Raw genomic sequence first — 26,606 nt, forward strand, 5'->3', positions numbered from 1 at the left:
GTCAGCTCGTCTTACAGATCCATCACTTGGCGGTAATACTGGTACATGGAGCGAATAGCCGCTTCCGAGATCAGCGTATTGGACGTACCCAGCTTGCTTTCATCCAGCTTGATGATGTTCACCTCGCTGCTGGAACGACGTACCCCTTCCTGCACAAATTTCATGGCCTCGTTGTCTTCCAGACCCAGGAAACCGGCAGGACCCATCAGGTTGCCCTGACGCAGACGGTGACGAGTCATCTCCTCGGTATCGTCCTCATAGCCAAACATGGTCCATTGCATGATCAGACTGTTGGGGCCATTGGGCACGATCTGACGCACACCCAAGGTGTTCATCTCGCGCTGAACAATCAGGTTGGGCCAGATCGTCTGCATGGTCACCGACCACGGCGAATCAAACTCCTTGACGTAGTCCAGGAAACGCTCATCGCGCAAACGCATATCGTCCACAAAGGAACGCATTTCCTTCTTGTTGTCCTCACTGACCTCGGCGTACTTGTCCTCGGACTTGGCCGAAGCCATATAGCCATGACGACCATGCACAGGGTCCACATACATCTGCGACTTGTTGCCCGCTACCAGCAGACCGAACACCACCAGGAAAGAGTGCAGCAAGGTCGCGTGGTAAGGATCTTTCAGGTTCTCGTGGTACATCTTCCAGTTGCAAGGCAACTCGTTACGGTAGTAACCCAGAATCTTCAGCTTCTTGCCGGGAAACACCGCCTCGAAATCCTTCAGAATTTCAGGCGTCAGGTATTCCGTAATAGGCTCGACCTTGTCGCTGTAGGACGCAAAAATTACGCCGTTGTGCGTTGTCACATGCAGCTTTTTCAGACCATGCTCGGAGTTCTTGAAGCTGCGCGGCATGCCGCCTTCTTTATTCGCACCGCGCTTGAAAGGAATCCCTTGCAGATCACCCTTCAGGCTGTAAGACCACTGGTGATACGGGCACACAAATTCATTGGTATTGCCCTGATTGTGGCGGCAGAACTCAGCACCACGGTGTGCACAGCGGTTTTCAAATACGTTGATGCTGCCATCTTCCGCACGAGCGACGACCACTGGTGTGGAACCCACATACGAGCGCTTGTAGTCGCCCGAATCGGGAATTTCCGCCTCCAGGGCCACAAAGTTCCAGGTGTCACCATGGAAAATGCGTTCCATCTCGCGGTTGTAAATGTCGTTGCTGGTGTAGACCCAGTCCGGAATAGTGTTGAGCACGTCCTCGGGCCAGGTGCATTCCTCGACAGGGCGGTCTTTGGACCCGACCGTCTGGCCTATCACCGTTTGCGTCTGATACATGGGGTTCTCCTCTGATAACTCTTTAATGATTCGTGATGACGAGGCGGCGCAGGCCGCTTCTCTTTCTTAGACTTGGGCGGTACGAGCCGCTTCTTTCACGTACTGGCGCAGCTTGGTGGCCGGTTCCAGCACGATGGCCGGGTCCACAGGCAAGTTCTGTTCCATGACGCTGCGCAAAGCGCGTAGATCAGCGCCGGCATTGACGCCAATTGCGTGTCGCAAATGCTGGCCTTCAAATGCCAGCAACATGAAGCTGATGGCATCGCCCTGGCTGTCCATGACGCCGCGTACCTGATAGTTCAGATCCGGGCTGCCTTGGCCCAGCATTTGAATGTTGCAACCGAGCACATCCGTCCAGAACCAACTGACAGGTGCAGCAGGAGCATCCTGCCCGGCAATGGCGTGGGCCACCTGACGGGCTTGCTCGTTGGCGTTCTGCCAGGATTCGGTGCGCGTGCGCACGGCGGTATCGGGGCAGATCTGGGTGGCGCAATCGCCAGCGGCATAAATGCCCGCCACACTGGTGCGGCCCTGGCGATCCACAATAATCCCGGCCGTCATATCGTCTACCGCGATACCACTGGCCCGCGCCAAGGCGGAGTTCGCGCTCAGACCGGCGGCCACAATGGCCAGATCGCCATTCAGGATCTGGCCATCATTTAGTTCCAGCTGAACGGGGTGCTCGTTTTCTGCCGCAAAGTGGGCCTGACGCACTCCCTGACCCAAGCGCACGGTGATGCCTTGCGACTCGAAGCGCTCCAGCAACCATTGCGACAGCAGGGCAGGGGCGTTGCGAGCCAGCAGACGTTCATTCGCTTCAATGACAGTGACCTGTGCGCCAGTTTCACTGGCAGTTGAAGCCAGCTCCAGACCCATGAAGCCGCCACCAATCACCAGGGCGCGCAAACCGGGATGCAGACGGGCTTGCAGGCTCAGGGCATCGTCCAGCGTGCGCAGATACAGGGCGTTGGCCTGGCTGGCGGGCAGCAGCGCCAGTTCGCGGGCCGCGCCGCCTGTGGCCAGCACCGCGTGGTCAAAGCTCCAGGTCTGGCCATTGCTCAGGCTGGCCTGACGCGTGGCGCAATCCAGAGACTGCACGCTGGTGCCCAACAAGAGTTCAATATTCTGTTCTTGATAGAACTCGGCTTTTTGCAAAAACACGCTGTCAGTGGTCGCGCTGGACTTGAGCACGTCTTTGGACAGGGGCGGACGCTCGTAGGGAAGGTGAGTTTCATCCCCTACCAAGGTGATGCTGCCGCTAAAGCCCAGGCTGCGCAGTTCGCGCGCCAGCACCGAAGCCGCTTGGCCAGCGCCGATGATCAGTACGGAAGTGTGGTGTGCCATGATGTTGCAGGTCTCGTCAGCAGAAAAAAGCTCAGGCCTGACTGAAGTCGGCCAGAATATCGTTGCCTTCAATGCGCAGCGGGTAGACCTTGATGTCCACCGTGGCAGGGGCGTTCATTGCCTTGCCGGTGCGCAAACAGAACTTGGCCTGATGCAGCGGGCATTCCACGCAACCGTCTTCCAGATAGCCGTCGGACAGCAGGGCATATTGGTGGGTACAGACGTTGTCGGTCAGGTGGAACTCGTCATCCAGTTTGTGCAGGGCCAGTTTCTTGCCTTCCCACTCGATTGCCAGGGACTCTTCGTTGTCGATGGCATCAGTTTCGGAAATTTTTATCCAGTTCAAAGTTGTCTCCGGGTTGTGCTTTCAATTAGTCAGTATACTGTATAAATTATAAAATCAAATATCGTTTTTATAAGGGATTGCGCTAGTTGAGGCTTAAGCTATTGATGATGCTTTCCTTTATCTCATCAAGGACATGCGTCAGTAGTTTCCCTGCTTGACCAAAAATTAATTAATCAGCACACTTACTATTATCGAAGCGGTGAATGTCAATTTCATAGTGTGCTGACACTGCTTGGAACGTCCGTCTGGCCCCTCGGGGGGGACGGTTTGGCAAGGTTCGGGCAGTTGCTGTCGGGGCTGCAAGCCAGACTGGCGGGCAAACTACCCAGACCCCTATCGAGCAAGGGGTGTAAATACATTAAAAAATACAAAGAGGTGAGTGATGGAGCGTCGTAGTTTTCTGCTGAAATCGGCAACGGTTGCGGGTGCGGGTTTGGCAGCCGTAGCCGCCCCTGCAATTGCGCAGAACAGCCCCACCGTACGCTGGCGCATGTCTACCGGCTGGCCCAAAAGCCTGGACACCATTTATGGTTCGGCCGAAGCGTTGTGCAAACGTGTCAGCGAACTGACTGAAGGCAAGTTCGAAATCCGTGCTTTCCCCGGTGGCGAGCTGGTGCCTTATGCCCAGAACATGGATGCCATCAGCAACGGCACGGTCGAATGCAACCACGTGCTCAGTACCGCTTTTGTGGGCAAGAACACCGCCGTAACGTTTGATACCGGCTTGTCCTTTGGCATGAACGCCCGTCAGCACAATTCCTGGGTGCACTTTGGTGGTGGCCTGAAATTGCTGCGCGAAATGTACAGCCAGTACAACATCGTGAACTTTGTGGCCGGTAACGTGGGCGTGCAAATGGGTGGCTGGTTCCGTAAGGAAATCAAGGACCTGGACAGTCTGCAAGGCCTGAAGATGCGTATCGGTGGCATTGGCGGCATGGTGCTGTCCAAACTGGGCGCCGTGCCCCAGCAGATTCCTCCTAGCGATATTTACTCCTCGCTGGAAAAGGGCACGATTGACGCGGCCGAGTGGATTGGCCCTTACGACGACGAAAAGCTGGGCTTGAACAAAGTCGCTCCCTTCTACTACTCCCCCGGTTGGTTCGAGGGCAGTGCGTCCCTGACCACCATGGTTAATAAGGATGCCTGGGAAGCCTTGCCCGCCAACTTCAAGGCTGCATTCGAGACGGCCTGTAATGAGCAGACCATGCTCAGCCTGGCCAAGTACGATGCCTTGAACCCCGGCGCTCTGCGCAAGCTGGTGGCCGATGGGGCCAAGCTGCGCTACTTCCCCAAGGACGTCATGAAGGCCGCTTACGACAAGTCCCAGGAACTGTGGAAGGAACTGTCGGACAGCAACGCCGATTTTGCCAAGATTTATCCAAGCTGGAAGGCCTTCCAGGAGCAGGAAGCCAGTTGGTTCCGGGTTGCTGAAAGCGCCCTGGACAACTTCACCTTCAGCGAGTTGGGCAAGCGCAGTTAAGCAGCACATTCTTAAGGTAGTGAAATGAGTCAGCACAGTCACCCGTCAAGCCTGGGTGGCCAAGGAGTGGGTGCGCGTATTCTTCGCAAGGAGGATGCGCGCCATCTCAATGGCCGGGGCAACTTCATCGGAAACATGACCATGCCAGGGCTGCAGGAAGTCGCCTTCCTGCGCAGCCCCATGGCGCATGCCCGAATCCGTCAGATCAATATTGAAGACAGCGCACGTGCGCAGGTTATTACCCGCGCCGATATGCCGGACTGTCTGGATATTTACGCCGCTTCCACTTTGCCCAGTTACCAGGCCTCCAGCATGCCGCCGCTGGCCTCGGGCAGTGTGCGTTATGTGGGCGAGCCGGTTGCCATGGCCTTTGGTGAAAGCCGCGCCGTGGCCGAGGACGTTCTGGAGGAGATTGAAGCGCTGTACGACGAACTGCCGGTTTACGGCAGTGTGCCGGCCTCGCTGGCCGCGCAGGGTGATCTGCTGCATGAAGGCTGGCAGGATAATGTGTTTGTGACACTGCGCTCGGACGTGGCCTTTGAAGAGCATGCCGCCCGTGCCGATCGCGTGATCGAGCACTCGGTCAGCCTGTCACGTCAGTGCATGTTGCCGATGGAAGGCAAGGCCGTTCTGGCCTATTGGGATTTCCAGGCCGATCAACTGGTGGTGTATTGCGGCAGTCAGATTCCGCATATGCACCGCACTGGCATTGCCCAGTTCCTGGGTATGGATCAGGCGCAGGTTCGTGTGATTTCCCCCGATGTGGGCGGCGCCTTTGGTTATAAATGCGTGCTGCATCAGGAAGAGCTGTGCGTGGCCTGGTTGGCCAAGACCTTCCGCAAGCCCTTTCGTTTCATGGAAGACCGCCGTGAGCACTTGATTGCTGGCGCCAATACCCGTGAACACCAATACCGCCTGAAAGCGCACATCAGCAATGAAGGCCGCCTGCTGGCGCTGGATGCTGAAATTGATATTGATGGTGGCGCTTACTCGGTCTGGCCCTTTACCGTGGGTTTGGAAGTAGGCCAGGCCCTGGGCAACTTGCCCGGTCCTTACGATTTTCGTGGCTACCGCTGCCGCACACGCGGTGTGAGCACCAACAAACCAGGCTTCATGCCGTACCGCGGCGTTGCCCGTACGGGTGTCTGCCTGGCCATTGAACAGATGATGGATCAGATCGCCCTGGCGGTCGGCAAGCCCTCCTGGGAAATTCGCTTGATGAACCTGGTGCAAGGCGAGCAAATGCCTTACGTCAACGTGGCCAACAAGCACTACGACTCGGGCAACTATCCAGAAAGCCTGCGCCGCGCTCTGGCTGCGGTGGATGTGGAGGCTGTGCTGGCTCGTCAGGCCAAGGGTGAGCCCGATGGTCGCCTGATTGGTCTGGGTGTGGCTTCTTATACCGAGCAGTCCGCACACGGTACGTCCGTGTTCGCCAGTTGGGGCACTGCGGTGATTCCGGGTTTTGATCAGGCTTTTGTACGCATGACCCCGGACGGTGGGCTGGAAGTGCGTGTGGGTGTGCACTCGCACGGCCAGGGTATGGAAACCTCGTTTGCCCAGATCGCCAGCGAAATTCTGGGTATTCCCGTGGCCAAGATCAAAGTGGTGCACGGCGATACGGGCCGTACGCCATTCTCTACCGGCACGTATGCCTCGCGCTCCCTGGTGATGTCTGGCGGAGCGGTATCGAAGGCCTGTAAAGAGCTGCTGCCGCGCGTGCGCAAGATTGCCGCGCATATGCTGAAAGCCGATGTGGACAGCATGCAGCATCAAGGCGATATGTTCAGTGCCGAGGGCCGTCAAATCAGCATCGCCCAAGTGGCGGATGCCTGGTACATCAATCCGCAGCATTTGCCCGAGGACGTGGACCCGCAAGGTCTGGAGCTATCCGTAGGCTACAAACCCAAAGTCGATACCGGCAGCTTCACCTACGCCAGCAATGCCGTGGTGGTGGCTGTTGATCCAAAGACTGGCGGGGTGGAAGTGCTCAAGTACGTGGTGGTGGAAGATTGCGGCGTCATGATCAACCCCATGATTGTGGAAGGCCAGACCATAGGCGGGATTGCCCAGGGGATCGGCACCGCCTTGTACGAAGAAATGCCTTACGACGAGTTTGCTCAGCCGCTGGCATCGACCCTGGCAGACTACGTCATGCCCGGTGCCTGCGAGGTGCCCAATATTCATATCGAACACATGGAAAGCCCATCGCCCAATACCGAGTTTGGTGCCAAGGGCATGGGCGAGGGCGGAGCGATTGCCCCTCCTGCCGCCATCATGTCCGCCATTAATAATGCCTTGCGCTCTACGGGAGCACAGGTCTCGCACACGCCCGTGACACCGCATCGACTGCTAAGCGCCATTCGCGCTGCAGCACAGCCCGCCAATCAGCAAGATAAACAGCCCGTGTCGGAGGTTCAGGCATGAAGGCCGCCAAGTTTGAGTATGAACAGGCCCAGAGCCTGAAACAGATCCAGGACGCTTATGGCAGCGACCCTTCCGCCGTGCGCTTGATGGGTGGCAGCCAGTCCCTGGGCCCCATGTTGAATCTGCGTCTGGTGCGCCCTGCTCGAGTGCTGGATGTGTCGGCAGTGCCCGAGCTGCGACAGGTAACGGCCAATAAAGGGCAAGTGCGTATCGGCGCTGCTGTGACTCACGCCCAGATTGAAGATGGCATTCACGAACTGCTGCGCGGCCACATGATGCAGAAAGTGGCAGGCCGCATTGCTTACCGGGGTGTGCGTAATCGCGGCACCTTGGGTGGCAGCCTGGCCCATGCGGACCCGGCGGCAGACTGGGTGCTGACCTGTGCCGCCCTGGGCGCACGCATCAATGTGCGTGGAACCCAAGGCAGCCGTACGGTTCCCATGAGCGAATTCATGCTGGCTGCCTACACCACGGTGCTGGAAGCCGGTGAGTTCATCGAGTCTGTGGATGTACCTGAAGTGTCCGGTTCGGCCCGTTGGGGTTATTACAAATTTACCCGCAAAGTGGGCGAGTTTGCCGATGCCAGTTGTGCCTGCTATTTCGACCCGGCCACCCGCACGGCGCGCGTAGTGATTGGTGCCATGGAAGGCGCCCCGCGCTCCTTGCCCGAGCTGGCCGTGCACGTGGCTGCACAAGGGGCCGCCGTCCTGGAAGGGGACACGATTGCAGCGGCCTTGCAGCCGTATCTGGCACAACGGGATGAAGCTCATCAGGTGCTGTTCCGTACGGTAGTAGAGCGCAGCCTGAAGCAAGCGCTGGGTGTGAAAGGTTAAGACATGGCAGAAATCTCGATTCAAGTTAACGGCCGTCAGCAAAAGCACGAGGCCGAACCGCGCACCCATCTGGGTGATTTCATCCGCGAGAAAAGCCGTTTGACCGGCACCAACCTGAGCTGTGAACACGGTGTGTGCGGCGCATGTACGGTGCTGGTGGATGGCCGTCCAGTGCGCTCCTGCATCACTTTTGCCGGTGCTTGTGATGGCCACGAAGTCACCACCGTAGAAGGCTACGACGACGATCCGATCATGAGCCGTCTACGTACGGCTTTCTCGGAAAAACACGCCTTGCAATGCGGCTTCTGTACGCCTGGCATGTTGGCGACCAGCCGCGACATCGTGCTGCGTTTGCCCGATGCAGACGAAGCCCGTGTGCGTATTGAGTTGTCCGGCAATATTTGTCGCTGCACCGGCTATCAAGGCATTACAGCCGCCATTCTGTCCGTGCTGCAAGCCCTGCGCGATCAGCCCGATGCCCAGGTAGAAGCCTTGCGCGCTGCCGTGGTGCAGAACGTGCAGCAAGACTGGAACCAGAACGGCTTTACGACTTTTGAAGCGGTACAGGAAGAAGTGCAGACGCCCGCTCCGGTGGCCGCTGCTGCACCTGCCGCGTCCGGCAGTGCCGACAAGGGCAAGGGTCAGGCCATTCAAGGTGGTTTCGATGCCCGTTTCCCGGCCGATCAGGTTTGGGCTTTCATGAAGGATTTGCCCAAAGTGGCGGGCTGTCTGCCCGGCGCGATTATCGAGTCCCAGGAAGGGGCCACGGTACAGGGCAAGATCGCCATCAAATTTGGCCCCATGTCGGCTGCCTTCAAGGGTAATGCCACGTTGGAAGAGGATAACGAACGCCGTGCTGCCGTGCTGCGCGGTGAGGGCGTGGACTCCTTGAGCCAATCGCGTGCCCGTGGCGATGTCAGCTTTCAGGTCAATCCGGATGGCGAAGCGCGCAGCCGCGTGGAAGTGGAGCTGGTGTATTCGCTGCAAGGGCCACTGGCGCAGTTTTCGCGCTCCGGGCTGGTTCAGGATTTCGTGCGCCGCATGATTGCGGAGTTCGGCAAGAACGTGAACCTGCGCCTGGAAAAACCGCTGGCCGAAGGCGAAGAGCCGGTGGTGGCCGAGTTCAATCCGGTCAAGATGTTCTTCAGCATTTTGTGGGACCGCTTCAAGGGACTTTTCCGGCGCTCATAAGCGCATAGACGACGCAAGACGATAAATAAAACGGGGGTAAGGAGATGACGGAGCGTAAAGCTTTGGGGGGACGTGTGCGCCTCGCAATCGGGGCCACCTTCTTGTTGAGCACCTGGGGGGCGGCAGCCGAGCCCTTGAATGTAAAGCTGGACTGGACCCCTTGGGCCGTCCATGCACCGTTTCATCTGGCCGTGGAAAAGGGCTGGTTCAAGCAGGCTGGCCTGGATGTACGGCTGGAAGATGGCAACGGTTCTGTCACGGCGGTGCAGATCGTGGGTGGCAGTGATCGCTTTGATGTGGGCCAGGCAGCGCTGGCCTCCATGGTGATTGCACGCAGCAAAGGCTTGCCAGTCAAAGGGCTGGCCACCTTTGCCACGTCCAGCGATATCGGCGTGTTGGTGCCCAAGGATTCGGGTATTAGCGGGCCGGAGGGTTTGAAGGGACGCAAGATCGCCTATACCGCCGGTTCTCTGGAAGCGCCTTTTGTCGATGCGTTTCTGGCGGCGGGCGGCTTGCGTCGCAGTGATGTGGATCTGCTGAGTGTGGATGCGGCTGGCAAGGCAGCGACCTATGCGGTGGGGCGGGCTGATGCCGTGATCTCCACCATTCCATTTGTACTGGCTTCGGTGTCGCGTCAGCGCGCCTCCAATGCCATTCCTTTCGCCCAGCACGGCCTGGATATGGTCAGCTTTGGCCTGTTCACCAGCGAAGCCAAGCTAGCCAGCCGGGGACAGGAGCTGGCGACTTTCTCCAATGTGGTGGCCAAGTCCTGGAACTACATTTACAGCGGTCACGAACAAGAAGCGGTGGATGCGATTGTGGCGCAACGCCCCAATGCGCGTTTGGACAAAGCCATTTTGCTGGACCAGCTGAACATTCTTAAAACCTACTTTGGCCCGGCTGTGGAGCAAGGCAGTATCGGCGTGAACCAGCCTGCGGACTGGGACAAGACAGTTGCCACGCTGGAACGGGTAGAGCTGATTCCTGCCGGTCAGAAGGCCACGGACTATTACCAGTCCGGCGTGGTCACCCCGCAATCCCTGAGCAGTCTGGAGCTGAAGTAATGGCGGCGCGGGTACTTTCTCAAGATGTGCGCAAGCGCTTTGAGGGCGCGCGTGATGTGCTGGCGCTGGACGGCATCAATGTCGATATTCAACCAGGCCAGTTCATCAGCATTCTGGGCCCCAGCGGCTGCGGGAAAAGCACCTTCCTGCGTTGCGTGGCCGGGCTGGAAAACATCAGCAGCGGCTCCCTGACGGTAGACCAGCAACCCGTCAGCGGCCCGCCCGACCAGGTGGGCATGGTGTTCCAGCGCGATGCCTTGCTGGAGTGGCGCAGCATACGCGACAACATTCTTTTGCCTTTGGAGTTTGCCGGCAAGCGCACGGCCGATTATCTGGACAAGGTGGATCAATTGCTGGCCTTGACCGGCCTGTCTCAGTTTGCCGACAGCTATCCACGCCAGTTGTCTGGAGGCATGCGCCAGCGGGCCTCCATTTGCCGTGCTTTGGTGGATGATCCGCGCCTGCTGTTGATGGATGAGCCTTTCGGTGCGCTGGATGCACTGACGCGCGACAACATGAACGCCGAATTGCAGCGCATCTGGATGAAAACGGGCAACACTACCTTGTTTGTGACGCACGGCATTGCCGAAGCCGTTTTCCTGGGCGATACCGTGCTGGTGTTCTCGTCCCGTCCAGGCCGCATTCTGGAGCAGATCAAGATCGACTTTCCTCGTCCGCGCCCGCTGTCCTTGCGCGAGACCCCGGAGTTCGGCCGGCATGTCGCTCATATCCGTCAATTGTTCGGCATTGCCGATGGTGCAGGAGACAGCCATGAATAAAGCCTTGCGTTCCATGCCCAGCTGGTTGGCGGGCGTGGTCTCTACCGTCGTGGTGCTGTTGGCATGGGAATTAATTTGTTGGCTGGGTCAGGTGCGGGAAGTGATTTTGCCGCGCCCCTCGCTGATTCTGGAGGATTTGTATGGCGAACTGGGTTGGTACATGGGTCAAGCGTTATACACGCTCGGCATCACGCTGGCTGGATTTGTATTGGCCGCCGTAGGCGGCGTGCTGATTGCCGTCGCCCTCGTGGGTTCACCGCTCTTCGAGCGTTTTTGCTATCCCCTGATTGTGGGTTTCAACAGCATTCCCAAAGTGGCTTTGGCACCGCTGTTCGTGGTCTGGATGGGTACCGGCTACGAGCCCAAGGTGGCCATTGCTTTTCTGATCGCCGTCTTTGCCGTGATTGTGGATACGGTGCAAGGCTTGCGCTCGGTCTCGCCCGACATTCTGGACCTGGGCCGGGTTTTGAAAGGCGGGCCGGTTGCCCTGTTTTTCAAAGTGCGCCTGCCCTCTGCGCTGCCATCGATCATGGCGGGCCTGAAAGTGGCTCTGTCCCTGGCTTTGGTAGGGGCTATTGTGGGCGAGTTCGTGTCCTCCCAGCGTGGCCTGGGCTTTGTGATCATGAGCGCCCAAGGGGTGTTCGACACGGTGCGGGTGTTCTCCGCCCTGTTCATTCTGGCCGTCATGGGACTGGCGCTGTACTTCCTGCTGGATGCAGTCGAAAAGCGCGCCACCCGTTTTCGGTCTCATTAGATTCCAACTAACTTCAACGCAGAAAATCTGGGGGATTGATGCAATCTTTACTCAAACTATCCAGGGCGATCGACAGCCTGAATCAGCTATGTGGCCGGGTGGTCATGTGGGTGGTTTTGCTGGTTGTCGTGATCAGCTCTTATAACGCCATCGCGCGCAAGTTCTTTGACTCCAGCTCCAATGCCTGGCTGGAGGTGCAGTGGTATTTGTTTGGCGCCTTGTTCCTGCTGACGGGCGGCTATACCTTCTTGCGCAATGAGCACGTGCGTGTGGACGTGCTGGCCTCACGCCTGTCCGAGCGCAAGCAGATTGTGATCGAAGCCGCGTGTGTGGTGCTGTTCATGCTGCCGGCCTGTATTGCCATCATGGCCTTGTCCTGGCCGGTGTTCATGGACTCCTATCTGACTCAGGAAGTGTCCTCTAATTCCGGCGGCCTGATTCGCTGGCCCGCCAAATTGATTATTCCCATCGGTTTTGCCCTGATTTCCTTGCAGGGGATCTCGCACCTGATCAAGTGCATTGGTTTCTTGCGCGGTGCCTGCCCCAACCCCAACAAGAAGTTGCAGGAAAAATCGCCCGAAGAGCTGCTGGCTGAAGAAATTGCTCGGCAAGCCGAGGCCAAGTTAGCGCATCAACACAAAGGCTGAACCAGATCATGATGGATTTATTTGTCGCCAATATGGCGCCAGTGATGTTTGCGTCACTGATTGTTTTCTTGCTGCTGGGCTTTCCGGTTGCCTTTGCGCTGGCCGCCAACGGTATGGTGTTCGGTCTGATCGGTGTGGAAATGGGCCTGTTCAACTGGTCCCTGTTCCAGGCGCTGCCGCTGCGTGTGTTTGGCATCATGGCCAACGATACTTTGCTGGCCATTCCCTTCTTTACCTTCATGGGGCTGATTCTGGAACGCTCCGGCATGGCAGAAGACCTGCTCGATACGATTGGTCAGCTGTTTGGTTCCATGCCTGGTGGTCTGGCCATTGCCGTGGTGTTTGTGGGTGCCATGCTGGCTGCAACCACAGGTGTGGTGTCAGCCTCGGTGATCTCCATGGGCCTGATCTCCTTGCCCATCATGTTGCGCTACGGTTATAGCCGCAGACTGGCCACGGGTGTGATTGCCGCTTCAGGCACCTTGTCGCAGATTATTCCGCCGTCGCTGGTGCTGATTGTGCTGGCTGACCAGTTGGGCCGTTCGGTAGGCGATATGTACCGCGGTGCCATGGTGCCTGGTCTGGTGCTGACAGGCGCTTATCTGCTTTACATCCTGATTCTGGCCGTGCTGCGTCCCAAGGATGTGCCACCGATTCCTGCCGAACATCGCAGTTATTCGGAGGCCAATGGCCGTTCGGGTGCGCGCTCCTTGTGTGTGCTGCTGCTGATCTCGCTGGTGGCCGGTTATATCTTGGACGAATTTTGGGTTGATCCCAACGGCCCTGTAGATGAGAAAGTCATTATCTGCATCTTGCTGGTTGGTGGTGTGGCGTTCGTGTTGGCCCTGATCAACAAATGGCTGAAGCTGGGCTTGCTGTCGGTGCTGGCAGAACGCGTGGTGTTTGTGATGATCCCGCCCCTGGGCCTGATCTTTCTGGTGCTGGGCACGATTTTCCTGGGTATTGCCACCCCCACGGAAGGCGGTGCGATGGGCGCAGTCGGTGCCATTCTGATGGCGGTCAGCCGTCGTCGTTTGAGCACTGATTTGCTCAAGCAAGCCATGGATACCACGACCAAGCTGTCCTGCTTCGTGATGTTCATTCTGATCGGTTCCACCATCTTCTCGCTGACTTTCCGTGGCGTGGATGGCGACTTGTGGGTGGAGCACCTGCTGATTGACCTGCCTGGCGGCGAATATGGCTTCCTGATTCTGGTCAGTGTGCTGGTGTTTGTACTGGCCTTTTTCCTGGATTTCTTCGAGCTGGCGTTCATCATCGTGCCTTTGCTGGGGCCGGTGGCCGACAAGATGGGCATTGATTTAATCTGGTTTGGCGTGCTCTTAGCCGTTAATATGCAAACATCCTTTATGCATCCACCATTTGGCTTCTCACTATTTTATTTACGCTCGGTGGCGCCCAAGGATGATTACATCGATAAAGTGACCAAGAAAAAGATTCCGGGTGTGGCCACAGGCGACATTTACTGGGGCTCCGTACCGTTTATTTGTATCCAGATCGTGATGATTGCTGTGGTGCTGTTGTTCCCTGGCATGGTGACGCATTACAAGGGAACGGGCGCCCAAGTTGATCCCAATACAGTCACGATCGACATGCAGGACGAGTACGGTGCCGACCTGAATCCGTTTGATGATTCGGGCGAGGGTGGCGGTATGCCGGTATTCAAATAAACACAGGAAAGACTGGAGACACATATGGAGAGCCTGGATGTCAGGGTATTGCGCCAGTTGCACGAGTGGCGCGCACAAGGACGTGATGCCATTTTGGTTACGGTTGTGCAGACCTGGGGCTCGTCCCCCCGTCCAGAGGGATCCATCATGGCTCTGGAAAAAGGTGGGGCGGTGGTCGGGTCGGTCTCGGGTGGTTGTATCGAGGACGACCTGATCCGTGCCTATCACGACCCCGCAGGGGCGGATAGGCGCCTGCATGGCGATGGCTGTCCTCAGATGCTGACGTATGGCGTCAGCGCGGATGAGGCGCATCGCTTTGGCCTGCCTTGTGGTGGAACGATCCGTTTGCTGGTGGAGTTCAATCCCTGCCCGCAAGCCCTGTCGGAATTGCTGAGCTTGTTGGAGCAGCGCCATCTGGTGCAACGTCATGTGGATCTGCAAACTGGCCGTGCCTGGGGCAGTGCCACCCGCGTTCCGGCTGCCTTGCATTTAAGTCAGGACAGCCTGTCGGTGACTTTTGGCCCGTCCTATCGGCTCTTGCTGATCGGTGGTGGGCAACTGTCCGAGTACGTGGCGACCATTGCCTTGTTCAACGGCTTTGATGTGACGGTCTGCGATCCGCGCAGCGAGCATATTCAAGGCTGGAGCGTAGCGGGTGCGCGTGTAGTTAAGGGCATGCCGGATGATGAGGTCATTGCCTGCGTGCCGGATCGGCGTACGGCCATTGTGGCCCTGACGCACGATCCCAAGCTGGACGATATGGCCTTGCTGGAGGCGCTCAAGAGCAGTGCCTTTTATGTGGGGGCGATTGGTTCGCGACGTAATAACCAGAGCCGGCGCGAACGCCTGGCCGAGCACTTTGATCTGACGGCCGAGGAAATCGACAAGCTCAAAGGTCCGATTGGCTTGTATATAGGTAGCAAGACCCCGGCAGAGATTGCCGTCAGCATCATGGCCGAGATCATTGCGATCAAGAACGGGGTGGAGGTACCGCGTGAGCTGTCCGTCGGCTCTGTCAAGGATAGACAAGAACAGCCGTCGGCCTAGGTGGTGGCTGTTGCGACAGTTCTGCATTCAGACTTTTCGCACTAAGATAAGAGAACGGGCGGCGACCCGTTCTTTTTTTGTCTCCGGGCCGCCCAGGACCTGACGCCTTCTGTTTTCAGCAGGCCGCCAGCGGGTGACCAGCCCGTGCAGCGTAGGGACGTTTTGATTTCTGCCTTTGTGAGCCTGCCATGCCCTTTGTGTCCCAATATGGTTTTTTGCCCCTGAGTGCCGCGCCCGGAAAACAGGCCCTGTACAGTCCGGCACAGTGCGCCAGCATGGATGCAGCCGCTCCGGCTTTCGGGGTATCCATCGAGCAATTGATGCAGGCCGCTGCCAGTGCGGTGGCGCGTACCGTGCAGCGCCACTGGCCGCAAGGAGCGGTGCTGTTCTTGTGCGGGCCGGGTAATAACGGTGGAGATGCTCTGGTGGCGGCGCAGATTCTGCGCGAGCAGGGGCGGGTGGTTTCCGTGTTCAGCCTGGTGGACCCGTCTGTGCGGCAGGGAACGGCTGCCTGGGCGCAAACGCAATGGCAGGGTCGCTGGGAAAGTCAGTGTCCGGACTTTCGACGTTTTTCCGTGGTGATGGATGGTTTGCTGGGAGCAGGCCTGGATCGTGATGTAGAGGGCGAGACAGCTGCCTTGATTCAGGCTTTGGCGGCTTCCAAGGTTCCTGTATGTGCCATTGACGTGCCATCGGGCCTGGATGGGGCCAGCGGGCAGGTGCGCGGTGTGGTCGCCCCTGCCACGGTGACAGTCAGCTTTGTGCGCTACAAGCCGGGCCATGTGCTGTATCCGGGCCGTGCCTTGTGCGGCAAGCTTGAGCTGGCCGAAATCGGTATGCCAGCGCCGGCCTTGCAAGAGGCCAATACCTGGTTGAATGAACCTGCCTTGTGGCAGGCTCATCTGCCGCAGTTGGGCGCCCAGAGCCATAAATACACGCGTGGGCACGCTTTGGTGGTCGGGGGCGAACGGATGACCGGAGCCAGCCGTCTGGCGGCTCGTGCAGCACAACGCGCAGGAGCCGGACTGGTCAGCATGGCTGTGCCGCCCTCGGTCTGGTCGGTGTACGCCGGTGCGCTGGACAGCATCATGGTGGCCCCCTTGGATGACACTTTGACCACGGACGAGCGCATTCGCGCCTGGCTGGTGGGGCCGGGTGCGGGATTGGGTGAGCAAACCCGTCGCCTGACTTTGGCTTTGCTGGCAACGGGGCGACCTTGTGTTCTGGATGCGGATGCCATCAGCAGCTTTGCAGCACAGCCCCAGGAGTTATGGGATGCCTTGCATGAGCAGTGCGTATTGACTCCTCACGCGGGCGAGTTTGCCCGCGTTTTTGAGGAAGCGCCTGATCGTCTGGAAGCGGCACGACTGGCTGCTACCCAATGTGGTGCCGTGCTGGTGTTGAAGGGAGCAGATACTGTTATTGCCGCGCCCGATGGGCGGGCCTTGATCAATGCCTGCGCACCGCCGTGGTTGGCCACCGGGGGCAGCGGGGATGTATTGGCGGGTCTGGTCTGTGGCTTGTTGACCCAAGGCATGCCTGCTTTTGAAGCGGCGGGGGCGGCTGTCTGGCTGCATTCACAGGCCGCCCTGGAGTTTGGTCCCGGACTGATTCCGGAGGATTTGATAGAGGTGCTGCCCCGTGTTTGGCAGCGCCTTCTGTCCAGAGCCTGAGACTTACTTGCGTGGGGCGCGCTGGTAGGCCAATGCCACAATCCCGCTCAGCACCACCGCGCCACCCAGCAATTGGGTGGAGTTCAAGGTTTGTTTCAGAATCAGCCAGCCCAGAATCAGCGAGGCCACCGGCTCCATATTCATGAAGGGCGCATTGCGTGTCATGTCCAGGCGGGGAGCCAGCACAAACAGGGTCACAAAGCCCGTGGTGTACAGCACACAGACCAGCGACAGGGCAATCCAGCCTACAGCGTCGTGGGGCAGGGAAGAGCCACCGGGCAGCAGTCCCAGAGGGCTAAGTGCAATCAGGCAGACCAAAGTTTGGCTGATGGTACAGAAACTGCGTACCAGGCCGGGCAAGGGTGCCAGTTTATTTTCTGTAATCCACAGGCCAATCGCAAAGGTCAGGGCGGTCAGCAGGCTGCACACCACGCCCAGGACCCACTGCCCATCCAGCGTTGCGCCCTTGATCAGACTGGGAGCGTCCAGTGCCAACAAGAGGCCGACCAGAATTGCCACCATGATGATGGAGGTTTTGCGCGTGGGTTTGTGCCCGCCCAGTATCCAGGTCAGTAGCGCCAGCAGAATCGGGTACATATTGGCCACCAGCAAGGCCAAGGCGACGGGGATACGGGCAATGGAGGAATAAATCAGCATGCACTGCATGGTGATCAGCCCGCCCAGCATCAGTTGCCAGCCCAGATACTGACGGGGCACATACAGGGCTTGGTTGCGCCAGATCAGCAGCATGCTCAAGGCCAGGGTGGCCGCGGCCGAGCGAAAAATAACCGAGATGATCAGCCCGGTGCCATGGTCCAGCGCCACTTTGGCCGCGATATGGTTGGCGGCGAAGGAGCTGCCCAGCATTAACAGCAACATAATGGCAAGGTGACGGGGCAGTAAGGCAGGGGATGTTGCGGGGGGCATGCTACTTTTATTTCAAGTTTAAAGAATGGGCGGATGCTTTATTGTTGTCCGCCCCGTCACTTGCTGCAAGTATTGATTGCGAAACATGCCCAGGCTTGGTCCCGAGGGCGGTGCTACTATGTTGAGCGATGTCCATGTCCACAGAGATGCCTTCATGAAAATCGACCCCGCTAAAAAGCCGACGATTCCTCGTTCTACGGGACAAGCGCCGTCCTTTTTCTGGCGCAGCTTGATGGCGGGTGGGGCCTTGCTGGCTAGCCTGACAGGCTGTGCCCTGCCTTCGCTGGAAGGACGTAGCCAAAGTGAGGCTTTGCCGCTGGATCAGGCCAAGGAGACCATGATTGGCCAGGCTGTGGCCCCCATGGCCCAGGAGCATCCCGGTCTGACAGGCATTTATCCCTTGTTCGATCCGCACGATGCCTATGCTGCCCGTGCCTTGTTGGCCTTTGCCGCTCAAAAAACGCTGGATGTGCAGTATTACATCTGGCGGGGCGACACCACCGGCACCTTGATGCTGGGCACCTTATTGCAGGCTGCCGAACGTGGCGTGCGTGTGCGCTTGTTGATTGATGACAACGGCATCACCGGGCTGGACGATATCTTGGCCGCTCTGAACGCTCACCCCAATGTCGAGGTACGGCTGTTCAACCCCTTTGTGCTGCGCTGGCCCAAACCTCTGGGTTTTCTGACGGACTTTTCCCGTCTGAACCGGCGCATGCACAACAAGTCTTTTACCGTGGATAACCAGGTCACCATTATTGGTGGGCGCAATGTAGGCGATGAGTACTTCGGTGCGACTCAGGACGTCTTGTTTGCGGATCTGGATGTGATGGCGATTGGCGCGGTGGTGCAGGACGTCTCCAAGGATTTTGACCGTTACTGGGCCAGTCAATCGGCCTATCCGGTGGACAGCCTGATCAAAACGGGTGGTTCGGAAGCTCTGATGAAGTTTCAGGCCAAGTTGCAGGAAGCCGAAGCGCAACCACGCGCCAAGGATTACCAGCAGGTGCTGCGTGAGTCGGACCTGGTCAGCCATTTGGTGCGTGGTGAGCTGGATTTCCAGTGGGCGCGGACCACCATGATCAGTGATGATCCGGCCAAGGCCTTGGGCCCGGTCAACCCGGAGCAATTGATGGTCTGGCAAATGGACCATGTGCTGGGCAAGCCCACCAGCCAGGTGGACCTAGTGTCCTCGTACTTTGTGCCTACCGCTGCAGGTGTACGGGCCTTTGAGGACATGATGAAGCGACCTGGCATGAAGGTCCGTATCCTGACCAATTCCCTGGCTGCAACGGACGTGACGGCCGTACATGCAGGCTATGCGAAACGACGTAAAGCCTTGTTGGAAGCCGGGGTGCAGTTACTGGAGCTGCGGCCCACCATGGACAAGCCTACGCGTCACGGCTCCGGGCCTTTTGGTAGCTCGGGTTCGGCCCTGCATGCCAAGACCTTTGCGGTAGACGGTAAGCGCCTGTTTGTGGGCTCTTTTAATTTCGATCCGCGTTCGGTCAATTTGAATACGGAGCTGGGCTTTATTATCGAGAGCCCCGAAATGGCGCAAGCCCTGTCTAAGAGTTTTGAGGACGTCCTGCCTTACCGCAGTTATCGTGTAGAACTGGATGAAAAGGGTGATCTGGTGTGGATTCAGTTGAACGAAGACGGCACCCAGCGCTTTTTCACCTCCGAGCCGAATGCCAGTATCTGGCGTCGAGCCGGGGTAGGCGTCTTGTCTATCCTGCCGATCGAGTGGCTGCTTTAAGCCGATTCAATTATCGGTAGCGGATCTGAAATGCCCCCAAGGAGTCAGCTTGATCCTTGGGGGCATTTTCTTGTCGTTACTGGTTTTATTGACTAGACCTTGAGCTTTTGCACAGCCTGTCGGCGTGTCTGAATCCAGTCTGCGTAGCGATGCAAGCCATGTTTTTCCATGTGTTGCTCGGCCAGATTCCACTCCTGCAAGGCTTGTGCGTTCTCTCCCAGCGCCATCCAGGCGTCTCCGCGCACACAGTGCAGCTCGGTGCCCAGACTATTGGTGTCATAACGCAGACCTTGAGCGGCAGCCTTGTCCAGCCAGGGCATGGCTTCATTGCTGCGACCCAGACGTATCATGGCGCGAGCAATGCGGCTCATCAGGCCATCGGTGCTGATGGGTAGACCGTACTGGGCGATCTGTACGCAATCGAGCAGGGACTGCAGGCTGGTTTCTCGGCCTTGCAACATCACTTGGCAATAGTGCAGGTAAGAGCGACTAAGTGCAGACCAGGGCTCGGGGTTATGCGATTTTTGCAGCTCTTGCAAGGACAGCTCGGCCACTTGCTGACAGTCTTCCAGCTGTTCCATCAGGTAGTAGGCCTGCATGACGAACAAGTGCGTAATGGCGCGTAGTGAAAAAGCGGTATCCACACGCAAGGATTGCAAGGCCAGATGGACATGCTGCTGAGCGGCATCCATATTGCCTTTTAAGGCCAGGGCGACGCTCAGGGTTCCAAAGGTAATGGACTGAGGAAAGTGCTCGGCAATGGCCTGACGACCGTTCTGCTCCTTCAAGTCATCAAAGACGGCCAGGCTCAGGTTCAGCGTCTGAATGGCATTGGTGACATTCCCTTTCCACAGCTCGTGCTGACCAATGGCGTACAAGGCCCAGCTGCGGTTCTGATCGTGGCTAGTTTCATTGGCCAGAGCCAGTAACTGGCGCGCTTTTTGCAGGGCTTGCTCGAAATTGCCCTGGGCTTGAAAGGCTGTCCAGGCTGTCCACAAGCTGATCATGACCTGATCCGAGTCATGCTCGTCATGCAGCTCATGGCCCAGCTCGTAGGCCATGGCCGTAGAGGCGGAGGCGGGGCCGTACAACGAGGACTCAATCGCGCCTTGCAACATGCGACATTCAAATTGCAGGGTTTGGCGAACCTGCAAATCTTCAATCAATTCGCTGCGGTTCAAGGAGCGCTGCAGGTATTGGCTGGCCTGGCGCAGGTCGTCCTGTGCCAGCGCTTCGCGGGCCGCACGCTGCCACCAGAAGGCGGCTTCCGGACTTTCCGCTTCGCACAGATGCAGGGCAATGTACTCGGGCGCGTGACGGCGGCGTATGCCGTGCTGGGCGATGGCGTAGTGGGCCTGACGCAGTTCTTCCTGCATCGCCACACGTTCCAGTGCCTGGGAGACCAGCGGCAGACAGGAGACATGCTTGTCATGCACATCGATCAGATCCAGCGTTGCCAGCGTGTCCAGTCCACTGCTCAAGGCGGTGTTTTCCAGGCGCAGCATCAGAGCCAGCTCGTCGATGGAAATAGGCTGTGCCTGCAAGGCGATGCTGGTCAGGATGTGGCGTGTTGCGGGCAGGAGGCTGTGGTACTGGGTGCAGACCAGGTCAGTCAGGCACAAGGCATCGCTGCATTCACTATTGAGCTCATGGCAGCGCAGCAGCTCGTTGGCATGGCCCGGATTGCCTGCGCTTAAGCGGACCAGGCGGCTGCGTTTATCGCGCGCCAGCCTTTGCCCCCGTTGGCTGCTTAACAGGCTGTTGATGCTGGAGCGATCCAGTGTACGCAGGCTCAGGTGCTCGGCACGTTCCAGTCCATGACCGGGTTTGCGGCTGGTCGTCAGCAGCAAGGTGGGGTGACGCGGTGCCGTGTGCGCCAGCAAGCGGATCAGGCGCTGGGTAGGCGGGTCGGCCCATTGCACGTTTTCAATTATCAGCAAGCGACGGCGTGGCGAATTGCCTGGGCCGCTGAGCAAATTGAACAATAAATCCATATGAGCCGTGGAAGGCTCGTTCAGGTCTTGCTCGTCCGGGCCGCTATTTAGCCATTGATGCAGGGACTGGGCCTGTTTGGGGCTGATTTCCAGTGCCTCTTGCAAGGTTTGCACGGAGAAGGGATCGCGCTGCTTGCCGTTTTGCGCGGTGAGGTAATCGGCAATCTGCTCGTGCAGCCAGAGGCGAATCGGATGCCAGGCCACACGACGCTTGTCTTCACGACAATTGAGCACAATGCAGTGGTGGGCGGTTTTCTGCACATAGTCCGCCAGAGACTGCACCAGCAGACTCTTGCCGATATGAGCCCGACCGTGAATGGCAATGTGATGCAAGGCACGGTTGGGACCGATATGCGACCAGGCTTGCACCAGATGGTCGAACTCTTGCGAGCGGCCATAGACACGGCTGGTTAAACGCGTAGGGTCTGCGTCGGAAGGGCTCAGATTCAGCCACAGCGCTTCGCTCTGGCGGCCCAGCGGGCCTTGCACATCCTTGGTGTCCAGACGCAGAGCGGCCTGCACGCTGATACGTGGTGTGCCGGGGCTGGCTTCCCAGCTCAAGGGCAGCACCACTTGTGCCAATTGGCCCCAGGGATCGGGGTAAGCACTTTGATCGTCCATGGCCAGATCGGCGTGGAGGGCGATGCTCAGCTTGACGTGTTCATCCATGCGCAAGGTTGCCGCAACCCGTGCCAATGCGGCTGCTTGCGCAACGGGTGACTCCAGCAACTCGGGATAGCCAAAGTAGGCAATCAACTGATTGGGACCGGCCTCACAGGGCCAGCCGCCATGCTGTTCAATTAAGGTTTGCAAGGTCTGGCGACATTGTTCCAGCAGATGGCCGCCGCGCTCACGAGCATGCCGGTGACCGGGCTCAAAGCGCAGGCAAAAGCCGACCGCGGCCAATGGGCGCAGGCGCAGGGAGACCATCGTGGGTAAGGATTTGGCAGGGCTGATCGAGCGTGCCGGCAAATCCACCAGACTGCGTGTCTGGGCACTGGGTTCGCAACCCAGGCGGTCGGCCAGCAAGACCGAGCACTGCTCGTAGGCGTGCAGGGCAGCTTCATGCTGGCCTTCCTGTTTCAGCAGCCGAATCAGCTCTTGATGCAGTTTTTCTTCTTCTGGCCAGATCAGGAGCCAGCGTTTAAGGTAACTGATTGCTTGCGGCGTAGGCAGCGTGCTCAGGCCAGACTGTATGTAACGGTCACGGCATTGCGACAGAGTTTGACGAATGTTTTGCTGTGTATCCTGCAACCAGTCCTGTAACTGCTCGCCATGGTGCAGTTTTACCTGCCCTAGCAAGGGGCCTTGATACAGGTTCAGGCGCTCCAGATCGTTAAGCGATGGCTGACTGGGGTGTTGCAACAGGCTGAGCACATCCACCTGGGTGTGGCTGGGGTCCAGGGCCAGGGTGTCATTGGTAATGTGCAGGGCCTGATCACAACCCTCAAAGGCGCGGCGCAAGGCGTGCAGCGCGTGGCGTAAACGAGCGCGGCCCACACTGATGGGATCTTCATGCCAGATCGTTTCAGCCAGACGGCTGCGACTAATCGGCTTGCCCTGGGCCAAGGCCAACATGGACAATAAAATACGCGCTTTATCGTAGTTAATGATTTGTGCGCGGCATTGTCCTTTCACCAGGAGTCGGTAGGTACCGAGCAGGTAAATTTGGGCCAAGTGCGAGGCGGAGGAAGGCAAAACATCCATGGGCTCGGGCTCGTATCAAGAGTTAAGCAATGATTGGGATAATGTATCCGATCCGTTTAATTTTCGTTTACCAACTTTTGCAAAAATAAACGCTTTGCTTGTTCAAGATTAAACCTTTTTGGGATAACTCCGGCTTAACTCATCGCAGGCTATGATGTGGACTTGTCACTTTCCTGTGCTTGCTTGCCTCTTGGTATGGTCGATCCCACACGTTCATCGCTGCGCAAACAGTCCAAATTGCCTCTGTCGCTCAAGGTGAAATATACCTTGCGAGCGCGCCTGGAGCGTGGCGAATGGCCGGTAGGCACGCGTATTCCCACGCTGGAAGAGTTGATGCAGGAGTATGGCGTCTCGCGCGCTACCGTGCGGGCGGCGCTGGATGAGCTGGAACACGAAGGCCTGATCGAGCGCACACGCGGCAAGGGCACGTTTGTGATTGGCGACGTCGCGCAAGACCATTGGCTGATGTTGCCCACCAATTGGGATGCCTTGATTGAACATCTGACGCGTCTGGATTCGGTCATGGTGGAGCTGGGCAATGGTCTGGGAGCCTTGCCCATTGAAATTACCGGGCAGTCCTTGCCCGATGAGTATTGGTGGACCAGCCGTGTGAATTACGCTGATGGCGTGGCTTACAGCCTGAATACGGTCTACGTGTTGAATACTCTGGCCCAGACCTTGCAACCGGAATTAAGTCAGGAACCAGTGCTGCTGGTGCTGAATCGTCTGGCTCGCGAGCAGATTCATACTATTCGTCAGACACTGACCGTACGGGTTGCCGATGCGGATTTAGCACGCCATTTGAATATGGACATAGGCATGCCTGTGGTGCGGGTAATTCGCCTGATTGTGAACCGTGCAAATCAACTGGTTTATGCGGCACAGGTCTTTTATCCCGCTAAATATCTCAGCATTCAGACCGAGCTGACCCCCGGCCTTTAAGACTGCCATCCCAGGCGCGCTGCGCCTTTACGACACTCCTAGGTAAAAACACCAAGTTATGCCGCTGGATAGCGAGGTGTACACTTTTTCCATAAAGTCCTAAAAATAGAACTTTATGACTTTATAGGGAAGGCACTGTTCTGGTGCTGGATGTTTTTATTGTTTGGAGGAGTTTTACGTGAAGATAACCATGCTTGGCACCGGCGCTGCGTTGCCAGATCCCGATCGTGCTCAGTCGTCCATTTTGGTGACGCTGGAGAATGGCAAGAATTATCTGTTTGATTGCGGCGAAGGGTCCACGCGTCAGATGGTGAAGGCCAATATCAATCCAGCCGATGTGCCTTGGGTGTTTTTAAGCCATCTGCACTATGACCACGTTTGCGGTCTGCCTTTTTTTGTACTGTCCAGCTGGGTTTTTAACCGTGAAGGCAAGCTGAAGGTTTTTGGCCCCAAAGGCACGCAGGATTTTGTGGATCATTCCTTCGAGAATGGCGCGTTCCGGGTGGATATTCAGGCTCGTGCGGCTTATCCGGCTCGTCAGAAAAATATTGAAGCGGTGCGCCCCGAGGTCTTCGAGGTGGAGCCAGGTCTGATGTACGAGGACGAGGACGTCAAAATCTACATTGATGTGGTGGACCACATTCCTAGCGAAATTACGGACTGCTTTGGTATTCGTATGGAGGCTGAAGGCAAGGTTGTGGCGTTCAGTGGCGACACAGCTCCGTGTGAGTCCATGATTCGCCTGGCGCAGGATGCGGATCTGCTGATACATGAGTGCACTTTTCCGGAGTCTTTCCTGAAGCATCGCGCGCAGTCAGGGGTAGGGACGTTTGCCCATACCAGTCCTTTGCAGTTGGGTGAGATCGCTCGTAAAGCCAATGTGAAGAGTTTAGTGGCCACGCATTTTGGACATTACGACTCCACCAGTCCGGTGATTAAACGTGCGGCGGGCAATCATTTGCCGGTTGATTTGATGGGGCCGGAGCGTCTGGATGAAGTGGCTCGGGATATTCGCAAAAGCTACAAAGGCGATTTGCGCTTGGCAACGGATTTGATGCGCATAGACCTGTAAAAGGCGCGCGGGGGAGACAAGATGCAAGCAATTAAAAAGACGGTGGTGGGCCTGGTGGCTGCGCTTGGTCTGGCTGCGGCAGGTCCGGTCTGGGCAGATTATCCCGATCACCCTGTGCGAGTGGTGATTCCTTACCCTCCAGGAGCGGCGGGTGACATTATTTTCCGTATCTTGCAGCCCGAACTGTCGAAGGAGCTGGGGCAGACGGTAATTACGGATTACAAGACCGGCGCGGGCGGCAATATTGGCACGCAGATGGTGGCGCGCTCCAAGCCGGACGGCTACACCTTGCTGTTTTCAGCCACCAATAATTTTGTGATCAATCAGTTCTTGTACAAGAACATGGGTTATGACCCGTTCAAGGATTTGTATGTGATCAACAAGGTGGCGGATGCGGCGGCTTTTGTTTATGTGAATGGGGATTTGCCGGTCAAGAACATGGCTGAATTCCGGGATTATGTTCAGCAGCGTAAAGGGCAGGTGAATTACGGGACGCCAGGAGCAGGCACAACGCCGGAGCTGTCGGCCTGGAAGTTGTCCGAGGCCCTGGAGGGCGACATGTTGGGCATTCATTACCGAGGCTCGGCGCCGGGGATTCAGGCTTTGTTGAGCAATGAAGTGCAGATGTTTGTCAGTAGCTATGGTTTGGGGGCGGCTTTTCTGCCTGAAGGTCGTTTGAAGGCCTTGGCAGTGGCCTTGCCAGAGCGCTTCCCGGCTTTGCCCGATGTCCCCACGATGGAGGAGTTGGGCTACAAGGACGTGGTGATCAGCAACTGGTGGGCGTTGGCTGTTCCTGCCGGGACGGAGACGGAGATCGTGAGCAGGATTGAAGGGGCTTTGGAGAAGGTTCTGGCTGATCCGGCTATTCGCAGCAAGCTGCTGGATCAAGGGTATTTGCTGTCCAAGGTTTCTGCTGAGGAGTTTCGGAAGGGACTGCCTGCAGAGGCGGATTATTGGCACGATATCGTGACTAAGGCTGGGATTAGTTTGGATTGATATGTCGCTTGGGTACAGGGTTGGCTTGATTGGGATTGAGTGTTTTGTCGAGCCTTGTATGCGAGGGCTTGTTTGAAGTGGGAGGGCGCTGGTTTTGACAGGAGGAGGCTTTCTTCTGGACGTGCTGTTTGGGCTTTGCGTGAGGGTGGCGGGTAGTTTTCTTGTGGGGCCCGGGTACGGCTTGTCTTGGCGGGTCTCTTGCCCACGCTGCGCGTGGGCAAGGCACGCTTGCGGTTTGTCCCCCGGACAAACCGCAAGCGTGCTCCTCAAACAGCACGCCCCTTGCATCCCGCCCCAGCACTCTGCCTGCGGCAAGAGCCCTGACTCGCCCGCCAAGCCGTACCCGGGCCCCACAAGAAAACAAGCAACATCGTGTACATAGCCCAAACAGCACTGGAGAGTAGAAATGGTTTGGACTTGTTGAACGGTGGTTTCGTTTTTCTTGGGACGCTTCAGACAGGTTTTGAACTTGGTTTGAGTACGTGGGTCATAGGCGAGGTGACTGCAGTTGAGGAAAAAGGGGGTGGGGATTAAGTAGCTTTTTTACGATGCTGGAGGAGGCTTTAAGGTTTTGGGGCGCTACTCTTTTGGCTTTGGCTTTGGCTTTGGCTTTGGCTTTGGCTTTGGCTTTGGCT

At 57.6% G+C, this 26,606-nt stretch carries 20 protein-coding genes; 15 read left to right on the forward strand and 5 right to left on the reverse strand.

Annotated elements, in window-relative coordinates; translation table 11 throughout:
- Positions 1–11 precede the first annotated feature (11 nt).
- The 3 genes from D0C27_RS18925 to D0C27_RS18935 all read right to left on the reverse strand — a co-directional run bounded on the left by D0C27_RS18925 (position 12) and on the right by D0C27_RS18935 (position 2,991).
- Positions 12–1,301 carry an aromatic ring-hydroxylating dioxygenase subunit alpha gene (locus D0C27_RS18925; RefSeq protein ID WP_009460850.1) on the reverse strand — a complete coding sequence of 430 codons (1,290 nt, stop codon included), beginning with the start codon at positions 1,299–1,301 and terminating at the stop codon, positions 12–14.
- A 66-nt stretch (positions 1,302–1,367) separates the two neighbouring features.
- On the reverse strand, positions 1,368–2,645 hold the full coding sequence (locus D0C27_RS18930) for an NAD(P)/FAD-dependent oxidoreductase (RefSeq protein ID WP_137431451.1): 1,278 nt from the start codon (positions 2,643–2,645) through the stop codon (positions 1,368–1,370).
- Positions 2,646–2,676: 31 nt separating this feature from the next.
- Positions 2,677–2,991 carry a non-heme iron oxygenase ferredoxin subunit gene (locus D0C27_RS18935; protein ID WP_009460854.1) on the reverse strand — a complete coding sequence of 105 codons (315 nt, stop codon included), beginning with the start codon at positions 2,989–2,991 and terminating at the stop codon, positions 2,677–2,679.
- A gap of 382 nt (positions 2,992–3,373) precedes the next feature.
- Between D0C27_RS18935 and D0C27_RS18940 the strand changes: the two genes are divergently transcribed.
- The 11 genes from D0C27_RS18940 (at position 3,374) to D0C27_RS18990 (ending at position 16,574) form a co-directional block, all read left to right on the forward strand.
- A complete protein-coding gene (locus tag D0C27_RS18940) occupies positions 3,374–4,471 on the forward strand; it encodes a TRAP transporter substrate-binding protein (RefSeq protein WP_035273653.1) in 1,098 nt (365 codons plus the stop codon).
- Positions 4,472–4,495: 24 nt separating this feature from the next.
- A complete protein-coding gene (locus D0C27_RS18945; protein ID WP_137431452.1) occupies positions 4,496–6,898 on the forward strand; it encodes a xanthine dehydrogenase family protein molybdopterin-binding subunit in 2,403 nt (800 codons plus the stop codon).
- Positions 6,895–7,731 (forward strand): FAD binding domain-containing protein, encoded by an 837-nt coding sequence (locus D0C27_RS18950; protein ID WP_137431453.1) that lies wholly within the window; start codon positions 6,895–6,897, stop codon positions 7,729–7,731. Before D0C27_RS18945 ends, D0C27_RS18950 begins: the two co-directional genes overlap by 4 nt.
- 3 nt (positions 7,732–7,734) lie before the next feature.
- Complete coding sequence (locus D0C27_RS18955) at positions 7,735–8,922, forward strand: xanthine dehydrogenase family Fe-S subunit (protein WP_083054524.1); 1,188 nt, start codon at positions 7,735–7,737, stop codon at positions 8,920–8,922.
- 44 nt (positions 8,923–8,966) lie between these two features.
- Complete coding sequence (locus D0C27_RS18960) at positions 8,967–9,986, forward strand: ABC transporter substrate-binding protein (RefSeq protein WP_137431454.1); 1,020 nt, start codon at positions 8,967–8,969, stop codon at positions 9,984–9,986.
- Positions 9,986–10,765: an ABC transporter ATP-binding protein gene (locus D0C27_RS18965; protein WP_009464036.1), complete on the forward strand. Its 780-nt coding sequence runs from the start codon at positions 9,986–9,988 to the stop codon at positions 10,763–10,765. Before D0C27_RS18960 ends, D0C27_RS18965 begins: the two co-directional genes overlap by 1 nt.
- A complete protein-coding gene (locus D0C27_RS18970) occupies positions 10,758–11,519 on the forward strand; it encodes an ABC transporter permease (RefSeq protein WP_009464034.1) in 762 nt (253 codons plus the stop codon). The genes D0C27_RS18965 and D0C27_RS18970 overlap by 8 nt, the downstream gene beginning before the upstream one ends.
- A gap of 38 nt (positions 11,520–11,557) precedes the next feature.
- On the forward strand, positions 11,558–12,166 hold the full coding sequence (locus tag D0C27_RS18975) for a TRAP transporter small permease subunit (RefSeq protein ID WP_035273661.1): 609 nt from the start codon (positions 11,558–11,560) through the stop codon (positions 12,164–12,166).
- Positions 12,167–12,177: 11 nt separating this feature from the next.
- Complete coding sequence (locus D0C27_RS18980; RefSeq protein WP_137431662.1) at positions 12,178–13,854, forward strand: TRAP transporter large permease; 1,677 nt, start codon at positions 12,178–12,180, stop codon at positions 13,852–13,854.
- A 24-nt stretch (positions 13,855–13,878) separates the two neighbouring features.
- Positions 13,879–14,901, forward strand: a complete 1,023-nt coding sequence (locus D0C27_RS18985; RefSeq protein ID WP_035273662.1) for an XdhC family protein — start codon at positions 13,879–13,881, stop codon at positions 14,899–14,901.
- 188 nt (positions 14,902–15,089) lie between these two features.
- Complete coding sequence (locus tag D0C27_RS18990) at positions 15,090–16,574, forward strand: NAD(P)H-hydrate dehydratase (protein WP_137431455.1); 1,485 nt, start codon at positions 15,090–15,092, stop codon at positions 16,572–16,574.
- A 3-nt stretch (positions 16,575–16,577) separates the two neighbouring features.
- Here the strand turns inward: D0C27_RS18990 and D0C27_RS18995 are convergent, their stop codons facing one another.
- Positions 16,578–17,501, reverse strand: coding sequence for an EamA family transporter (locus tag D0C27_RS18995; protein ID WP_137431456.1), 924 nt, complete (start codon positions 17,499–17,501; stop codon positions 16,578–16,580).
- 154 nt (positions 17,502–17,655) lie between these two features.
- Here D0C27_RS18995 and D0C27_RS19000 point away from each other — a divergent pair, with 154 nt between their 5' ends.
- Positions 17,656–19,260 carry a phospholipase D family protein gene (locus tag D0C27_RS19000; RefSeq protein WP_137431457.1) on the forward strand — a complete coding sequence of 535 codons (1,605 nt, stop codon included), beginning with the start codon at positions 17,656–17,658 and terminating at the stop codon, positions 19,258–19,260.
- A 92-nt stretch (positions 19,261–19,352) separates the two neighbouring features.
- Here the strand turns inward: D0C27_RS19000 and D0C27_RS19005 are convergent, their stop codons facing one another.
- Entirely contained in the window at positions 19,353–22,961 is a 3,609-nt protein-coding gene (locus D0C27_RS19005; RefSeq protein ID WP_137431458.1) for a BTAD domain-containing putative transcriptional regulator, read from the reverse strand.
- A 195-nt stretch (positions 22,962–23,156) separates the two neighbouring features.
- Here D0C27_RS19005 and D0C27_RS19010 point away from each other — a divergent pair, with 195 nt between their 5' ends.
- The 3 genes from D0C27_RS19010 (at position 23,157) to D0C27_RS19020 (ending at position 25,971) form a co-directional block, all read left to right on the forward strand.
- Complete coding sequence (locus D0C27_RS19010) at positions 23,157–23,903, forward strand: GntR family transcriptional regulator (RefSeq protein WP_009464020.1); 747 nt, start codon at positions 23,157–23,159, stop codon at positions 23,901–23,903.
- A gap of 178 nt (positions 23,904–24,081) precedes the next feature.
- Positions 24,082–24,975, forward strand: coding sequence for an MBL fold metallo-hydrolase (locus tag D0C27_RS19015; protein WP_035273671.1), 894 nt, complete (start codon positions 24,082–24,084; stop codon positions 24,973–24,975).
- Between the two features lie 21 nt (positions 24,976–24,996).
- Entirely contained in the window at positions 24,997–25,971 is a 975-nt protein-coding gene (locus D0C27_RS19020; protein WP_009464016.1) for a Bug family tripartite tricarboxylate transporter substrate binding protein, read from the forward strand.
- Positions 25,972–26,606 lie beyond the last annotated feature (635 nt).

It is taken from the genome of Alcaligenes faecalis, from assembly GCF_005311025.1.
Lineage (GTDB): Bacteria > Pseudomonadota > Gammaproteobacteria > Burkholderiales > Burkholderiaceae_B > Alcaligenes > Alcaligenes phenolicus.

Excerpts from the sequence above, each read along its gene's own strand:
- D0C27_RS18925 (WP_009460850.1), bottom strand. The coding sequence starts at position 1,301 with ATGTATCAGACGCAAACGGTGATAGGCCAGACGGTCGGGTCCAAAGAC.
- D0C27_RS18930 (WP_137431451.1), bottom strand. The coding sequence starts at position 2,645 with ATGGCACACCACACTTCCGTACTGATCATCGGCGCTGGCCAAGCGGCT.
- D0C27_RS18940 (WP_035273653.1), top strand. The coding sequence starts at position 3,374 with ATGGAGCGTCGTAGTTTTCTGCTGAAATCGGCAACGGTTGCGGGTGCG.
- D0C27_RS18945 (WP_137431452.1), top strand. The coding sequence starts at position 4,496 with ATGAGTCAGCACAGTCACCCGTCAAGCCTGGGTGGCCAAGGAGTGGGT.
- D0C27_RS18950 (WP_137431453.1), top strand. The coding sequence starts at position 6,895 with ATGAAGGCCGCCAAGTTTGAGTATGAACAGGCCCAGAGCCTGAAACAG.
- D0C27_RS18955 (WP_083054524.1), top strand. The coding sequence starts at position 7,735 with ATGGCAGAAATCTCGATTCAAGTTAACGGCCGTCAGCAAAAGCACGAG.
- D0C27_RS18960 (WP_137431454.1), top strand. The coding sequence starts at position 8,967 with ATGACGGAGCGTAAAGCTTTGGGGGGACGTGTGCGCCTCGCAATCGGG.
- D0C27_RS18965 (WP_009464036.1), top strand. The coding sequence starts at position 9,986 with ATGGCGGCGCGGGTACTTTCTCAAGATGTGCGCAAGCGCTTTGAGGGC.
- D0C27_RS18970 (WP_009464034.1), top strand. The coding sequence starts at position 10,758 with ATGAATAAAGCCTTGCGTTCCATGCCCAGCTGGTTGGCGGGCGTGGTC.
- D0C27_RS18975 (WP_035273661.1), top strand. The coding sequence starts at position 11,558 with ATGCAATCTTTACTCAAACTATCCAGGGCGATCGACAGCCTGAATCAG.
- D0C27_RS18980 (WP_137431662.1), top strand. The coding sequence starts at position 12,178 with ATGGATTTATTTGTCGCCAATATGGCGCCAGTGATGTTTGCGTCACTG.
- D0C27_RS18985 (WP_035273662.1), top strand. The coding sequence starts at position 13,879 with ATGGAGAGCCTGGATGTCAGGGTATTGCGCCAGTTGCACGAGTGGCGC.
- D0C27_RS18990 (WP_137431455.1), top strand. The coding sequence starts at position 15,090 with ATGCCCTTTGTGTCCCAATATGGTTTTTTGCCCCTGAGTGCCGCGCCC.
- D0C27_RS18995 (WP_137431456.1), bottom strand. The coding sequence starts at position 17,501 with ATGCCCCCCGCAACATCCCCTGCCTTACTGCCCCGTCACCTTGCCATT.
- D0C27_RS19000 (WP_137431457.1), top strand. The coding sequence starts at position 17,656 with ATGAAAATCGACCCCGCTAAAAAGCCGACGATTCCTCGTTCTACGGGA.
- D0C27_RS19005 (WP_137431458.1), bottom strand. The coding sequence starts at position 22,961 with ATGGATGTTTTGCCTTCCTCCGCCTCGCACTTGGCCCAAATTTACCTG.
- D0C27_RS19010 (WP_009464020.1), top strand. The coding sequence starts at position 23,157 with ATGGTCGATCCCACACGTTCATCGCTGCGCAAACAGTCCAAATTGCCT.
- D0C27_RS19020 (WP_009464016.1), top strand. The coding sequence starts at position 24,997 with ATGCAAGCAATTAAAAAGACGGTGGTGGGCCTGGTGGCTGCGCTTGGT.